15 protein-coding genes and 1 other annotated feature are annotated in these 14,155 nt (G+C 39.6%); of the genes, 3 read left to right on the top strand and 12 right to left on the bottom strand.

Annotation, left to right across the window (positions count from 1 at the left end):
• Positions 1-2 precede the first annotated feature (2 nt).
• The gene (gene nadC / locus QUG14_RS25345; RefSeq protein WP_289343228.1) at positions 3-851 is read right to left on the bottom strand and encodes a carboxylating nicotinate-nucleotide diphosphorylase; all 849 of its coding nucleotides are present in this window, start codon (positions 849-851) and stop codon (positions 3-5) included.
• Positions 820-2,394, bottom strand: coding sequence for an L-aspartate oxidase (gene nadB, locus QUG14_RS25340; protein ID WP_289343227.1), 1,575 nt, complete (start codon positions 2,392-2,394; stop codon positions 820-822). The genes nadC and nadB overlap by 32 nt, the downstream gene beginning before the upstream one ends.
• 101 nt (positions 2,395-2,495) lie before the next feature.
• On the opposite strand from nadB, the gene QUG14_RS25335 reads away from it, so the two are divergent.
• A complete protein-coding gene (locus QUG14_RS25335; protein ID WP_289343226.1) occupies positions 2,496-3,626 on the top strand; it encodes an IscS subfamily cysteine desulfurase in 1,131 nt (376 codons plus the stop codon).
• A gap of 43 nt (positions 3,627-3,669) precedes the next feature.
• Positions 3,670-4,209, top strand: coding sequence for a transcription repressor NadR (locus QUG14_RS25330; protein ID WP_289343225.1), 540 nt, complete (start codon positions 3,670-3,672; stop codon positions 4,207-4,209).
• Between the two features lie 65 nt (positions 4,210-4,274).
• Here the strand turns inward: QUG14_RS25330 and pheA are convergent, their stop codons facing one another.
• From pheA to QUG14_RS25280, 10 genes are all read right to left on the bottom strand, one after another.
• Positions 4,275-5,129: a prephenate dehydratase gene (pheA, locus tag QUG14_RS25325; protein WP_289343224.1), complete on the bottom strand. Its 855-nt coding sequence runs from the start codon at positions 5,127-5,129 to the stop codon at positions 4,275-4,277.
• Between the two features lie 55 nt (positions 5,130-5,184).
• Positions 5,185-5,640 (bottom strand): ACT domain-containing protein, encoded by a 456-nt coding sequence (locus QUG14_RS25320; RefSeq protein ID WP_289343223.1) that lies wholly within the window; start codon positions 5,638-5,640, stop codon positions 5,185-5,187.
• 93 nt (positions 5,641-5,733) lie between these two features.
• Entirely contained in the window at positions 5,734-7,023 is a 1,290-nt protein-coding gene (gene obgE / locus QUG14_RS25315) for a GTPase ObgE (protein ID WP_289343222.1), read from the bottom strand.
• A gap of 42 nt (positions 7,024-7,065) precedes the next feature.
• A complete protein-coding gene (locus QUG14_RS25310; RefSeq protein ID WP_289343221.1) occupies positions 7,066-7,596 on the bottom strand; it encodes a sporulation initiation phosphotransferase B in 531 nt (176 codons plus the stop codon).
• 212 nt (positions 7,597-7,808) lie between these two features.
• Complete coding sequence (gene rpmA, locus QUG14_RS25305; RefSeq protein WP_289343220.1) at positions 7,809-8,102, bottom strand: 50S ribosomal protein L27; 294 nt, start codon at positions 8,100-8,102, stop codon at positions 7,809-7,811.
• 12 nt (positions 8,103-8,114) lie between these two features.
• A complete protein-coding gene (locus QUG14_RS25300; protein ID WP_289343219.1) occupies positions 8,115-8,444 on the bottom strand; it encodes a ribosomal-processing cysteine protease Prp in 330 nt (109 codons plus the stop codon).
• A 14-nt stretch (positions 8,445-8,458) separates the two neighbouring features.
• Positions 8,459-8,767 carry a 50S ribosomal protein L21 gene (rplU, locus tag QUG14_RS25295; RefSeq protein WP_045523405.1) on the bottom strand — a complete coding sequence of 103 codons (309 nt, stop codon included), beginning with the start codon at positions 8,765-8,767 and terminating at the stop codon, positions 8,459-8,461.
• Between the two features lie 12 nt (positions 8,768-8,779).
• Positions 8,780-8,861 (bottom strand) — a sequence feature (ribosomal protein L21 leader region).
• A gap of 48 nt (positions 8,862-8,909) precedes the next feature.
• Positions 8,910-10,370, bottom strand: a complete 1,461-nt coding sequence (locus QUG14_RS25290; protein WP_289343218.1) for an Rne/Rng family ribonuclease — start codon at positions 10,368-10,370, stop codon at positions 8,910-8,912.
• A gap of 44 nt (positions 10,371-10,414) precedes the next feature.
• Entirely contained in the window at positions 10,415-11,281 is an 867-nt protein-coding gene (locus QUG14_RS25285; RefSeq protein WP_289343217.1) for a M50 family metallopeptidase, read from the bottom strand.
• Positions 11,274-12,062 (bottom strand): M23 family metallopeptidase, encoded by a 789-nt coding sequence (locus QUG14_RS25280; RefSeq protein ID WP_289343216.1) that lies wholly within the window; start codon positions 12,060-12,062, stop codon positions 11,274-11,276. Before QUG14_RS25280 ends, QUG14_RS25285 begins: the two co-directional genes overlap by 8 nt.
• 179 nt (positions 12,063-12,241) lie before the next feature.
• On the opposite strand from QUG14_RS25280, the gene QUG14_RS25275 reads away from it, so the two are divergent.
• Positions 12,242-14,014 (top strand): spermine/spermidine synthase domain-containing protein, encoded by a 1,773-nt coding sequence (locus QUG14_RS25275; protein ID WP_289343215.1) that lies wholly within the window; start codon positions 12,242-12,244, stop codon positions 14,012-14,014.
• Positions 14,015-14,155 lie beyond the last annotated feature (141 nt).

The raw sequence follows: 14,155 nt of genomic DNA, 5'->3' as shown, positions 1-14,155 counted from the left end.
CTTTATTCCTCTCCTTTGCTCCAAAGAACTTTGACACTGATATCAAGAGCTTTATAAGAATGTGTTAAAAATCCGAGTGAAATATAATCAACCCCTGTATCACGGTAACCCGCTAAATTGGACAATTGAATGCCCCCTGAAGCTTCCGTAATAAATCCTGTTGGAACTAATTTAATTAACTCTTTTATTTCATCCGGGGTACGGTTATCAAACATAATTACATCTGCACCAGCACTCACAGCTTCTTTTACCTGATCTTCGGTTTCAACTTCCACTTCCACCTTCACCATATGACCGGCTTTTGCTCGAACACTTTCAACCGCATGCGAAATTGAACCCGCAAATGAGATATGATTATCTTTAATCATAATTCCATCATATAGGCCGAAACGATGGTTAAAGCCTCCACCAGTGGTTACTGCATACTTTTCAAGCATTCTCAAACCAGGTGTCGTTTTACGTGTATCACAAATTTTGGAATGACCACTATCAAGGGTGTCAACGGCTTTCTTAGTGAGAGTAGCAATTCCACTCATTCTTTGGATTAAATTAAGGACAACTCTTTCTCCTTTTAATAAATCCGCTATTTTTCCAGAGGCAGTTGCAAGCTTCTGGCCGTATTCAATCTTTTGTCCATCCTTCACAAAAACTTGTGTTTCAATATCATTATTTAATAGTTTAAAACCAGTTCTAATAATTTCTTCTCCGCAGAATATCCCCTTATCCTTTGAGAGAAAAACAATTTCACCTTTTGTTTCATTTGGAAAAATTAAATCAGTTGTAATGTCCTGTTCGCCAATATCTTCAATAAAAAATTGCTCAAGTAGCGAGCGCAGTTTCAATGTATTCATGGTTACTCTCCATTTCCCGGCTATTTTTATGAATAATGGTTTTGTTTAACCAATTCAGATTGTCTTCGATAGGGTAGTCACTTCGATAATGGCCTCCCCGGCTTTCAGTTCGTTTCAGGGCCGCTTCAGTAATTAAATTTGCCGTAATCAGCATAAAAATCTTCGTCATTTCTTCCAATGTATACTCACTAAGATTAGTGAATCTGTGAACATTAAAAGAATCTAACCAAGCTTTTTGTTTTTGGAGATTTGCCTTACTTCGGACAATTCCTACTCGCTCCATCATCAGATCCTTGATTTCCTGCATTTCTGGCAGGGTTACTTTTTTGTGTGGAAAAGATGGAATGATGGTCTCTGCTCCAAAGGCTTCCTCATTCACAGATGTATTTAGCAATGAAGATAACTTTTCACCCATATATAAACCTTCTAATAAAGAGTTACTTGCCAGCCGATTGGCGCCGTGCAATCCAGTGCAGGCGGATTCACCAATTGCATATAGTCCCTTTATTGAAGTCCGTCCAGTTAGGTCAGTCTTGACTCCTCCCATTAGAAAATGACTGCCGGGAGCTACCGGGATTTTTCCGTCTGATAACTGAAGTCCATTTTCTTCACAAATAGACGTGATCGATGGGAATCTTTTCTTAAAATTTTCTATTTTACTAATATCTAAATATACTTTGTGGCCATTTTTAAGATATTCATAGATTTTCTGTGAAACAACATGCCTTGGTGCAAGGTCCTTTTGCGGATGAACACCTTCCATGATGGGAGTCCCATCATCGGTAACAAGGATAGCGCCTTCACCGCGAACCGCTTCAGAAATTAACCCTTTTGTTTCACCATCTAGATACAAGAGTGTGGGATGGAATTGAATAAACTCCATATCGACAACTTCAGCACCTGCAAGATAAGCCATTGCGATTCCATCACCGTTGACTGTTGGGGCGTTTGAGGTATACGTAAACAATTGCCCACAGCCGCCGGTAGCAAGGATTGTATTCCTGCTGTAGTAGTTCTTTATCGTTCCGTCTTGCGCTTTAGCTTTTACACCAATGCAGCGTTTCTCGGCATTCAGCAATAATTCATAAGCGAAAACATTCTCTTCAATCGTGATATTTTCATTCAGCCTGCTAATCAGGAACTCGACCACATTTTTACCCGTTGCATCACCGCCGCCATGGACAATGCGCTTCTCACTATGTGCCCCTTCCATTCCGAGGAGTAAGTCGCCATTTTGATTTTTGTCAAATACAGTTCCTTGTTCAGAAATGAACGTAATCAGGTCAGGTGCCGCTTGAATGATTTGCTTTACAGCATCTGGATTATTGTGAAACCGTCCTGCTTCAAGCGTATCAGCAATATGCTTGCAAGGATGATCATGCTCACCAATTGCTGCTGCAATACCGCCTTGAGCTAGATAGGAATTGGCTGTTCTTATTTTTTCCTTTGTGAGTATCCTCACATTTAAATCCGTATTTAAAAGCGAGGCTAACTGTAATGCAGCAATCCCACTTCCTAAAATTAAAACATCATCATTTGTCATCATATTGCCTCCTGGATTAACAGGTGTCTTGACATCTATATTTACATAGATTTAAACTAAATACAAGATTTTTTTAAAAATACGAACATTGGAGAATACTAATGATATATTTTGATTTTGCCGCTACCACTCCGTTAAACTCTGAAGCAGCAGAGGTTTTTGTTCAGGCTTCAACCGAGTTCTATGGAAACTCAAGTTCTCTTCACGATATCGGTGGACAGTCACAGGACTTATTAGAGAATTGCCGGGAAGAGTTGGCTAATCTTTTAGGAGTAAATAAAAAAGGATTGTATTTTACAAGCGGAGGTTCTGAAGGGAATTTTTTAGCCATTGAAGCTCTGTTATCTGCGCCTAAAAAGGTAGGAAAGCATATTATTGCTGGGCTGGCTGAACACTCCTCGATTCATGGGGTTCTTAACCGGTTAGAAGGATACAATATTACCTTTTTACCCCTTAATTCTTCTGGTCTTATCGATGTAGAAGAATTGGAACGGGCAATTATCCCTGAAACCGTATTAGTGACCATACAACATGTAAATTCTGAAATAGGTACCGTACAGCCAATTGAAAAGATTGCTCGTATTTGTAAGGAGCGGGACATTCATTTTCATAGCGATATTGTTCAATCATTCGGAAAAATCGAACTTGCGAAAATTGCCCAGCTTGTTAGCAGCTTTGCTTTTTCTGGACATAAAATTTATGGTCCCAAAGGAGTCGGCGGCGTCTATATAGACCCAGCAATTTCGTGGAGAGCTTTTTTTCCAGGTGGCTCACACGAAAGAGGATTGAGACCAGGAACCGTGAACGTCCCGGCAATTGCAGCAATGACGGCAGCTGCTCAAAAAGTAAATGAGCACATAGTGGAAAATCATACTAGATTCTTAAAGCTTCGTGCCGTTTTAATGGAGTCGCTTCACCCGATTAAGGAATTTGTCCATGTATATGAGGCAGACCCTGGTTCACAGTTACCTTCAATTATCGGTTTGCGGATTTCCGGAATTGAGGGTCAATGGATGATGTTGGAATGTAATCGACATGGATTCGCCATTTCTACTGGCAGTGCCTGTCAAATAGGAATGCAAAGTCCTGCTAAAGTTACACAAGCTTTAGGATTAAGCCCGCAGGAGGCAAAGGAATTTATCCGTATTTCGTTTGGAAAGACAACCAATAGGGAAGATGTAATAAAGCTTGGGGAAACTATTGTAGATATTGTAAAAAAATTTAAACGATAGAAATTGTGCTAGAATATAGAAATAGAAACTCGAGGAGGATATTATGGCTGAACAAAAAAAAATATTAGGCGATGAAAGGAGAGCTTTCATTCTGGAGTTGCTAAAAGACAGCCCTGTACCGCTTACAGGTGGCGAATTAGCAACACGAACAAATGTAAGCAGGCAGGTTATTGTCGGGGATATAACGCTCTTAAAAGCGAAGGAAGAGCCCATCATCGCAACCAGTCAAGGCTATTTGTATTTTAAGCAAAACACAGGTGCACCATTATTCGAACGGACCATCGCCTGCAGACATACCCCAGATGACACCGAAAAAGAGCTTAATTTACTTGTTGATCACGGTGTACTGGTTAAGGATGTAAAAATTGAACACGCAGTCTACGGTGATTTAACAGCATCCATTATGGTATCCAATCGCCAAGAGGTGAAACAATTCATGGATAACATACAAACGACAAAGGCATCGTTATTATCCGTATTAACAGGCGGGATCCATCTTCATACCATCGCTGCGTCCACGGTACAGACTTTAGACAAAGCTGAATCAGCCTTGCGGGAAGCTGGGTTTTTGATTGAAGCATAAATGATTTGGTCATGAACGATAATAAAGCAAAAAGTACCGAGCATTAATTCTGCCCGGTACTTTTTTTAGTTTAGTTCAACCATTTTAGATGGGTAGCTTCCCAATAACGTTACTCCGCAGCCAAGTGCTTCGAGCTCAGCCATTGCTCCTGGTATCAATACCTCATCCAACTTCATTTCCAAATCAATGATGAAAAAATAATTGCCAATACCTGTTTTCATTGGTCTGGATTCGATTTTTGACAGGTTTATTTTTCGCCAAGCAAAGGCAGAGAGTACCATATGAAGAGTTCCAGCCTTGTCCGTTGGAAGTGTGACCATTAAGGTTGTTTTATAATGGGATGAACCGCTAATTTCCTCAAAATCCAATCCTTTTTCAGATAACACAAAAAAGCGGGTATGGTTATGATCAAAGTCATGAATATTGCGCTGAACAATCGACAATCCATATTCTTCGGCTGCCAATTCATTCGCGATGGCAGCAATATGTAAATCAGGGTTGTCCATCACCATTTTTGCTGCAGCAGCCGTGGAACTGACACTCTCATAAGGAATCCCATGAAACTGAGTATGTAAGAATTTATGGCATTGGGCAATCGCATGAGAGTGACTGTATACCTTCTGAACATTCTGCCAATTTTCTCGATTATTTGGATGTACCATCAGGTGCTGCTTAATCGGAATGGTAATCTCTCCGACAATCGGCAATTGCACCACATGGGTTAAGTAATCTATTGTTATATTTACTGTTCCTTCAAGCGTATTTTCAATTGGAACAACCGCTAGGTCTACCTTTTCACTGACAACAGCATCCATGGACTCAGGAATCGTACGGTACGGTTCAAGTTCAAATCCACGAAAAACCTTTTTCACCGCTAATTCAGTGAAAGTTGCCTTTGGTCCTAAAAAACCAATTTTCATGTTTTTCACACACTCCCTAACAAAAATCTCTCTCTACTGCTAAAAATGAGCAATTCTATGCGCCTGTTCCAAGCACTTCTACTTTCTCAACAAATTCAAGTTTGCGTAATTCCAAGAGCAGTTCATCTATATCCGTTGAAATTTCAGTGGTATTTAGCGAAAGTGTAACATTTGCTCTTCCTTGCAGCGGAATAGTTTGATGTATCGTTAACACATTGCACCCGGATGAAGCAACTACACCGAGGAGCTTTGATAATGTGCCAGAACGATCTTCAAGATGAAAAAAGAGTGTGACTAAGCGTTCCTTAACAATTGTGGAAAATGGGAAAACAGTATCCCTATATTTATAATAGGCACTTCTGCTTAAATCCACCTGCTGAACCGCATCCCAAATAGACTCCGCCTTGCCCCTCTCCAACATTTCTTTTACATCAAGTGTTTTCTTCATGGCTTCAGGCAAGACATCTTCTCTTATTAAATAAAATTTCTTATCGAATTTTTCATTTTTCATCTCTCTACCCCACTTGATTAGAAAAAGCTTAAGCGCCCGAACTGAACCTACTTGGGGCGCTTCAGCTAGAATTTCTCAAAATCCAATTGCTATCTATTCAACAAATTCAAATTCAAATTCTAACAGTTTAACAGTATCCCCATCTTTTGCACCTTTTTGTCTTAAAGCATCATCGACACCTAAACCACGAAGCTGTCTTGAAAAACGACGAACAGACTCTTCGGTTTGGAAGTTAGTCATCTTAAACAGTTTTTCAACCTTTTCCCCTGAGATAACAAATGAACCATCTGGTTCTCTTGTAATATAGAAGGCCTCAGGATCTGCCTCATGTTTGTAAAGAACGCGATTAACTCCCGTTTCCTCCTCTTCATGCTCAAGGGGAAATTCAGGGGTCTGCTCAATTTTATCCGCAATTGCAAATAAGAGCTCGCGTAAGCCTTTTCTTGATAAAGCAGAAATCGGGAAAATTGGGAAATCTTCTTCAAGACGCTCTTTAAATAGTTGCAAATTTTCTTCTGCATCAGGCATGTCCATTTTATTGGCAACAATGATTTGTGGACGCTCTGTTAAGCGAAGATTATACTCTTCTAACTCTTTATTGATCGTCAGATAGTCCTCATAAGGATCGCGTCCTTCGGTTGCAGCCATATCAATGACATGAACAATAACCCGTGTTCGTTCAATATGACGTAAAAATTGATGACCAAGTCCTACACCTTCACTTGCACCTTCAATCAATCCTGGAAGGTCTGCCATTACAAAGCTTCGGTTATCCTCGGTTTCAACCATTCCTAGGTTTGGAACAATCGTTGTGAAATGATATTCAGCAATTTTCGGTTTAGCTGATGAAACTACTGATAATAAGGTTGATTTCCCAACACTTGGGAATCCAACTAATCCAACGTCAGCAAGTAACTTTAATTCTAGGATGACATCGCGCTCTTGACCTGGTTCACCATTTTCAGCAAGTTCTGGTGCAGGATTTGAAGGGGTCGCAAAACGGGAATTTCCTCTTCCGCCTCGTCCACCTTTAGCAATTACTGCACGCTGTCCATTCTCAACAAGGTCAGCAATGACTTCTTTTGTTTCTGCATCCATTACGACTGTGCCTGGTGGTACCTTAACAACCATATCTTTTGCATTTTTCCCGTGCTGATTTTTGGACATGCCATGCTCACCACGCGGTGCTTTCCAATGGCGTTGATAACGGAAATCCATTAATGTACGCAAACCTTCATTTACTTCAAAAACTACATCGGCACCTTTACCGCCGTCTCCGCCAGCAGGTCCGCCCATTGGAACATATTTTTCTCGGCGAAACGCGACCATTCCATTACCGCCGTCTCCACCTTTTACGTATATCTTCGTTTGATCGACAAACATGTGAATCCTCCTGAGTTGACTGATAAACGAACGAAATAAAGCCTAAACCTCTGACATAAAGACCTCTAACCCCAGTTCGTTTTCTGAAAATTCCTTTACGATCACATCAATTTCAGATGCAGTCAGGAATTGTTCAATCAGTTCTTTTTTTATTATTATTCCGCTAAAATCAAAAAAGAAACGAACTCCATCTGATTGCGGTTGAATTGTTATTGATAAATGATTTTCTTGAAAAGCCTCGATTGCCTGATCCAAGCAAATAAAGAAGGATTTTGTCCAATTTGATAAGATGGAATCATCAATTTTTACAGCTTGAAAGTCAGTAATTACCTCATATTCAAGCTGAAACATATGACTTTCCCAGTTTGATTTTAAGAGTAACGAAGCAAATCCTGGTAAGTGAAAATTTGAAAGGTTTGACTCATGCTGTGCTTCGATTACAATTTCATTTATATATTCTTTTGCCCGGTCAATTCTATTTAAATCTAAGTTCCCTTTGATTAACTGCAGCCTATTCAGCCAATCATGCCGTGAGTGCCGCAGCACTTCAACGATATCCCATTCTTTGTCCATAATCGCACTCCTAGCTTAAGTGTCGAAAAAACTATTTTCTGTTAGTATATCAAAAAAGTTCACATGAGTAAGCAATTTTGCGAGAATGTTTTCCAATTGAGGTATTATGAGGCTAATTTGGGAGATCAAATTGGAGATTTAATTGGATATTTTTTCCTCTTTAGTTAAAAAAGAAAACCCTAACCATTCAGGTTAGAGTTTTCACTGAAAGCTTACGCTTCTTGAGCTGTTGGATAAACGCTCACTTTTTTACGGTCACGACCTAAGCGTTCAAACTTTACAACGCCGTCGATCTTTGCAAAAAGAGTGTCGTCTCCTCCACGTCCTACGTTTTCACCTGGGTAAATCTTTGTACCGCGTTGACGGTAAAGGATTGAACCACCAGATACGAATTGACCATCTGCACGCTTAGCGCCAAGGCGCTTTGAGATAGAGTCACGTCCGTTCTTTGTAGAACCTACTCCCTTTTTAGATGCAAACAACTGAAGATCTAATTTTAATAACATGTATTCCACCTCCTACTTTTTGAAGGTAATTTTTATGTGTTCTCCGTACTCTTCTTCAATCGTCTTTAATGAAACGATCATACCTTCTAGAAGAAGTTGAACTTTCTCATTTATGTCTTCCGAAAGTTTATCTGGAACAACACAGCGGAGAAACCCATCTCCTTGTTCAATCTCAGGTGTAACGCCGGTTAGGGCGTGCACGGCATTGATTGCGCCGATGGAAACTGCGGATGCGCCTGCACAGACAATATCCTTTCCCCGATCAGCGAAGAATGCATGACCACTAATTATAAATGATTGAACGAATTCGGATTCTGAACGATTAATTGTAATAGATATCATCTATTCCCAACACCTTACGCGTTGATTGCTTCAATCACAACTTTAGTGTATGGCTGACGATGACCTTGCTTTTTACGGTTGTTTTTCTTCGCTTTGTATTTGAAAACGATGATTTTCTTAGCGCGGCCTTGTTTTTCAACTTTAGCCGTAACTGTAGCACCAGCCACTAATGGGCTTCCTACTTTCACGTTTTCTCCGCCAACGAATAAAACCTTATCAAATGTAACTGTTTCGCCTGCTTCTGCGTTAAGCTTTTCGATGTAGATAGCTTGACCAGCTTCTACTTTGATTTGCTTACCACCTGTTTCGATAATTGCGTACATACTTGCACCTCCTTATAAACTCAGACTCGCCATATACAGGCGCTAAGCTTCGCGCATTAGACTTAATACCTGTGATGTGCGGTTGTAGCACGGGTGCTACAAACATAACATTGAAAATTTTATCATGATATGGGCTAAAGTGTCAATAGGGTTCTCCTGCTTTTTGCGCGATCTCGTCATGATTCCCAAATTGTTTTACAACATAATATTGTGTTGCAGAAGATTGAATAGAAAAATATACTTTAAAATGCAGCCATTCTTCAACCATTTCTAGATGTGGCTCGATAGCCTCTTTGACTTCTATGGTAGTTTCAATTAATACTGCTTCTGCGTCAGAATTTCGATGTTCTAACAATTCCCGTTCCAATCGAAATGCAATCGTTTCTGCACTTAAGATACGGCCTGTCCCATCACAAACAGCACATTTTACTTGAAGCGCTTCTGAAAGCGAGACTTTGGTTTTCTTCCTTGTTAGCTGCAGGATACCGAGTGAGGTAAAACCGATGATTTTTGTTCTTGTTTTGTCCTTCTGAAATTCCTTCTCTATCGTTTCTTGTATGTAACGCTTATCTTTATCGTTTTGCATATTTATAAAGTCTATCAGAACAATCCCACCAACATCACGAAGCTTCAGCTGACGGGCAATTTCGATAGCAGCCAGAGTGTTGGTTTTTACCACGGTATCCTGATAATCGTTTTTCCCAGAGAACTTTCCGGTATTGACATCGATAATCGTTAAGGCCTCGGTTTCGTCAAAGATTAAATATGCTCCGTTGTCGAGCCAGACGATTCGTTTGAGTGCCTTGTCAATTTCATGCTCGATTCGATGGTGTGAGAATATATTTTCTTTACCATTATAATAGGTAATTTTTATATTAGGATTTTTGTTAGTGATAAAATTTTTTAAAGAAAGATCATCTATTATTACTTCACCGGATGACATTTGTGTTATGGAATCAAGAACCATTTGAGTAAAAGTATCTTTTTGGTAAATGATTCCTGGTTTTTTTAGAGTTCCCGCTTTCTCCAAGAGTTTTGCATATTGGCTCCGTAAGCTGTTTAGTTCATTCTCCATTTCCTCTTGGGTTGCAGAAGTACTGGATGTTCGAAAAATTAGTCCTTCATCTTCACTTTTAAGTTCCATTCCAACACTACGGAGATGTTCCTTTTCATCTACAATTTTCTTTGAGACTGCAACGTAACGACCTTTAGGCATATAAATAAGGTTGTCCCCAGTTATCTCAATAATCCCCGTGACTCTTGGACCCTTGGGACCTGTAGCATCTTTATCTACCTGCACTATTAACTTTTCACCTTGATGGACAAAGGTTGAAACACTCTTTTTCTCTTTATCGATACTCCTTTCCGGTGATAAAACATAAGCTGCGAGCACATCACGATGGAGGTAGGCGTTTTTCTCCTCGCCAATATCGATAAATGCTGCATTCATTCCAGGTAAAACCTTGGTGACCGTCCCAAAATAAATATTACCGACCAAAGATCGCTGCTCTGGTCGGTCAAAAATAATCTCTTCAACTATGTTATTTCTTACAAGAGCAAATCTTTTTTCTATAGATGCTGTATTTACAATTAACTTATCCAAAATAATATCCTCGCTTTTTTACTAATTGTATATATTATAACCTTTTAGTAAGAAAAGAGAAGGTCGCTGATTTTATCTGTTAAGCGTTTTTCGGAAAAATAAGCATGCAGAAGTTCATTCTCGTCTAACATTCCTTTTTCTTTTCCATCACTTTCAACAATGATTGGGTGTTTGCAGCCCCGTTGGAATTTTTCTAATACATCGATGAGCAAGTCTTGTTCATTTGCTTGAATTGGTTTCAGAGCTTGAAGGTCGCTTTTTTTCCCATAGTAGCGCTCAAGTAGGAATCTCATAAAAATATAGCGACGCTGTTTCCATTCGTGGTAAAGCGAAAATAATAAAAAGCCTACAATAATCCAGACATTTATTTGTTGCGGGGCGGCTATAAGTGTAACCAGTGAGAAGATTCCAATGCTGAAAAAAGAAATCATTAGAGTTAGACGATGAGCTATCGGAAAGGATTTTTTTAACGATAGAAGCATAAATATTAACTTTCCACCATCAAGCGGCCAGACCGGAAACATATTGAAAATAAAAATCATAATGTTGTAGTTAAAAAATAATAGGAACAAATCCTCAGACATCAAATCAAAGGAAAAAAGTGCGTAAGCTACTGCTACCATCCAGATGTGCTGAATAGGTCCTGCAAGAACAACTATTGCTTCTTCCTTTAATGGTCGGTTTCCATGTTCCTCCATTTCAGCCACCCCTCCAAAGGGGAGGAGGGTGATTTTTTTTATTCTCCAAGAAAAAAAAGAAGCTGCAGCAGCATGCCCCATCTCATGTACAAAAATAATGCCGATTAACAGGCATAGCTCGAGGAAATGTGCTGTAGCAATTGATATCGCGATGACAATCCACAACAACGGATGGATATAGACATGTTGTAATAAAGATATGACCCTATTCAAAGCGAATCACCTGTATTGGGTCGATGAAATCATCGCCCTTTTTAATAGCAAAATAATAGGTGCCCTTCGTTTTGTCCTCTCCAGCTGATTCTGAGGCTGTACCCACGATGGTTTCTGTTTCGATAAATTCATATAAACTAACCTTAATTTCGTCGAGATTACCGTAAGTGGACTGAGTTTGGTCTGCGTGTTGGATAATGACGGTTTTACCCGTATCTTCCTTTACACCCGCAAACATGACATTTCCCTCTTTCATCGCTTCAACGGATGCACCCTTTGTTGTTTCAATCATGATACCCTGTCCATTTTTTTCGAAGTTTTCGAGGACTTTTCCTGAAAAAACAGGTATATCATGGTCTTTCTCTACTACAGCCTTTTCTCCTTCTTTTCCTTCCTCAGAAAATGGCAAGAGAGCTAATGGTTTACCGAATTGATCTTCATACCATTTAGATACCGTGGCAAATTTAAAATCCTGCTCCATTGTTTTTATTACAAAATCCTTTGCTGGTGCAAATGTTGCAGAATTTTCACGGAACATGATGGCAATTACAAGAAATAAAACAGCTGAGGCCAAGATCTTGAAGATAAAAACTTCTTTTTTAAACAGGGGATGGACGACATCGTCCTTACCTGGGTCAAAAGAGGAATAATTGTTAAAGCCATATTTTTCATCCTCCCCCGGCCAGGTAATATCTCGCTCGGGACCATTTCCTGATGGACCACCATTTTCTCTTTTTCGCTTCGCGATTCGTCTCCGTATTTCCTCTGGTGTAGACCGCATATACCCACCAACCTTTAGATACCTTTTTGTTTGTACAAGTCTATGAGGTTGTCTCTGGGAGTATGCCTACCTAAAAAAATAAGACGCACAAATCAGACAAGAATATTAGGATAAGCCACACCTTATTTCTGCTCCTTCATATAATGGCTGTAAGTTAAATAATATAGAGGTGAAGAATTTTGTCTACCAGTCAAAACCATGACACCTTTCGCGGTGATGTGTACGATTTAATTGAGTTACAACAATTATTAATGGGTCCTCACCAAGTAATTTTTGAGGGGAAAAGCCCATTCCAGGACGTACTCTTGTTAGAAACAAAAAATATTCGTTTATACTGGAAGGATCAATTAATTTGGAATAGCTTGGATGAACGAATCTATCACGAAGCACTTGTGCATCCGGCTTTTGTTTTATCGGACAAACACGAACGGATATTAATTATCGGTGATGAATGCGGATTGGCATTGCGTGAAGCCCTCAAATATCCAAATGTCAGCCACGTTAGTCTTGTATCTCTATCCCCTGCAACCTTTACAGCTGCCCAGAAAACACATGATATTTCTGAGATTAACGAAGGTGCTTTTTACGATAAACGTGTTCAAATCATCCAGAGCGGCATGCATGATTTCCTTAAGGCAGAAAAGCAACATTTTGATGTCATCATCGCCAATTTCCTTGAGCCGGAAACCAGGGAATTTTGCACGATGTTTACAAAAGAATTTTTCAAAAAAATGTCCAACCTTCTAACCAATGACGGAATATTGGTTACCAATTCCGCTTCACCTGAAGATTCACCATTGGTTTTCTGGAGTATTGATAAAACCATAAAAAGTGCATCCCTGCAAACCCTCAGCTATCATGTTAATGTCCCTTGGTTTGGAGATTGTGGATTTCATCTCGCTTGTAAGAAACCCTTAACTTTGAATGGAGAAAAACAGCCTATCGCCCAGAATCGTTCACTTCCTGAAAACCTAAAAACTTGGTTTTCTTTTTCACAGCGGGTGATGTCTGTTAAGAAACAAGCAATTATCAATTCACTAAATTCCTTATGCCTTAGTAAATTTCTTCCGAATAAAGAGCAAGACCCGGAAGACACGAAAGAACTTCGTCATCTGCTCTCAAATTCTCACCGTTTGCTTTATGAAGGTGGAAACCGAGGGGATAGTGTAAAAGTTTTGGAGACAAGCGATGTGCGGCTCTATCTTGATAAACAGCTTCAATTTAGCTCGTTAGATGAACAAATCTACCATGAGGCTCTAGTTCATCCTGCCCTTTCCATGGTTAAAAAGAGAGACCGAGTCCTGATTGCCGGTGGCGGGGATGGGTTTGCCATTCGTGAAGTTCTTAAATACCCTGATGTGAAGCATATCGACTTAGTGGACCTCGACCCATTGATGATTCATATGGCAAGAAATATACACAAGGTTGCCTCCTTGAACAAACGAGCACTCCATGATAAGCGGGTATCAGTTCATCAAAAAGATATCCAGGTATTTCAAAAAGAACAAAAGGAACCATATGATGTCATCATTGTGGACTTGCCAGATCCAGGTGATGAAATATTGAGCCGATTGTATACGGTAGAATTCTTCAGCAAATTATCCAATCTACTAAGTGATGATGGCATTCTAGTCTGTCAATCTCATTCGCCAGAGTATGCCCCCTTTGTATACTGGAGCATCGGTTTATCACTTAAGGGGACTGGAATGAATATCAGGAGTTACCATACCGAAGTTCCTTCTTTTGGGGATTGGGGATTTCACCTTGCTTCAAAGAAACCACTGCAAATGATGAAACGAAAAGTATTCGTACCCTGCCAAACGCTCCCTGAAGACCTTTCCACGTTATTTGTTTTTCCATCTAAGTACCGGTCTGTTCGGGAAAATTCACATATGAATACTTTGTCTAACCTTAAATTACATGAAATTTATAAACAAGAACTACGAAGGTAACTTTGAAAAAAATGCTCTACTTCCACTTAAGAGTAGGGCTCCTTTTTTAATAGGATTAAATTAATTTCTAGAAAACTGGGACAACCGTACAATTTATTTTTAATAAATCCCATACCATATTTTACAAAGAAAAACGGAGGG

The organism is Neobacillus sp. CF12 (assembly GCF_030348765.1).
Lineage (GTDB): Bacteria > Bacillota > Bacilli > Bacillales > Cytobacillaceae > Neobacillus.
The sequence above is the reverse complement of the archived record's forward strand: the minus strand, read 5'-3'. Positions and strand labels throughout refer to the sequence as shown.

What these genes read in the sequence shown, in the direction of transcription:
- obgE (WP_289343222.1), bottom strand. Translation starts at nt 7,023, where the DNA reads ATGTTTGTCGATCAAACGAAGATATACGTAAAAGGTGGAGACGGCGGT.
- QUG14_RS25310 (WP_289343221.1), bottom strand. Translation starts at nt 7,596, where the DNA reads ATGGACAAAGAATGGGATATCGTTGAAGTGCTGCGGCACTCACGGCAT.
- pheA (WP_289343224.1), bottom strand. Translation starts at nt 5,129, where the DNA reads ATGAAAATTGGTTTTTTAGGACCAAAGGCAACTTTCACTGAATTAGCG.
- QUG14_RS25320 (WP_289343223.1), bottom strand. Translation starts at nt 5,640, where the DNA reads ATGAAAAATGAAAAATTCGATAAGAAATTTTATTTAATAAGAGAAGAT.
- QUG14_RS25330 (WP_289343225.1), top strand. Translation starts at nt 3,670, where the DNA reads ATGGCTGAACAAAAAAAAATATTAGGCGATGAAAGGAGAGCTTTCATT.
- QUG14_RS25335 (WP_289343226.1), top strand. Translation starts at nt 2,496, where the DNA reads ATGATATATTTTGATTTTGCCGCTACCACTCCGTTAAACTCTGAAGCA.
- rpmA (WP_289343220.1), bottom strand. Translation starts at nt 8,102, where the DNA reads ATGTTATTAAAATTAGATCTTCAGTTGTTTGCATCTAAAAAGGGAGTA.
- QUG14_RS25300 (WP_289343219.1), bottom strand. Translation starts at nt 8,444, where the DNA reads ATGATATCTATTACAATTAATCGTTCAGAATCCGAATTCGTTCAATCA.
- nadC (WP_289343228.1), bottom strand. Translation starts at nt 851, where the DNA reads ATGAATACATTGAAACTGCGCTCGCTACTTGAGCAATTTTTTATTGAA.
- nadB (WP_289343227.1), bottom strand. Translation starts at nt 2,394, where the DNA reads ATGACAAATGATGATGTTTTAATTTTAGGAAGTGGGATTGCTGCATTA.
- rplU (WP_045523405.1), bottom strand. Translation starts at nt 8,767, where the DNA reads ATGTACGCAATTATCGAAACAGGTGGTAAGCAAATCAAAGTAGAAGCT.
- QUG14_RS25280 (WP_289343216.1), bottom strand. Translation starts at nt 12,062, where the DNA reads ATGCGGTCTACACCAGAGGAAATACGGAGACGAATCGCGAAGCGAAAA.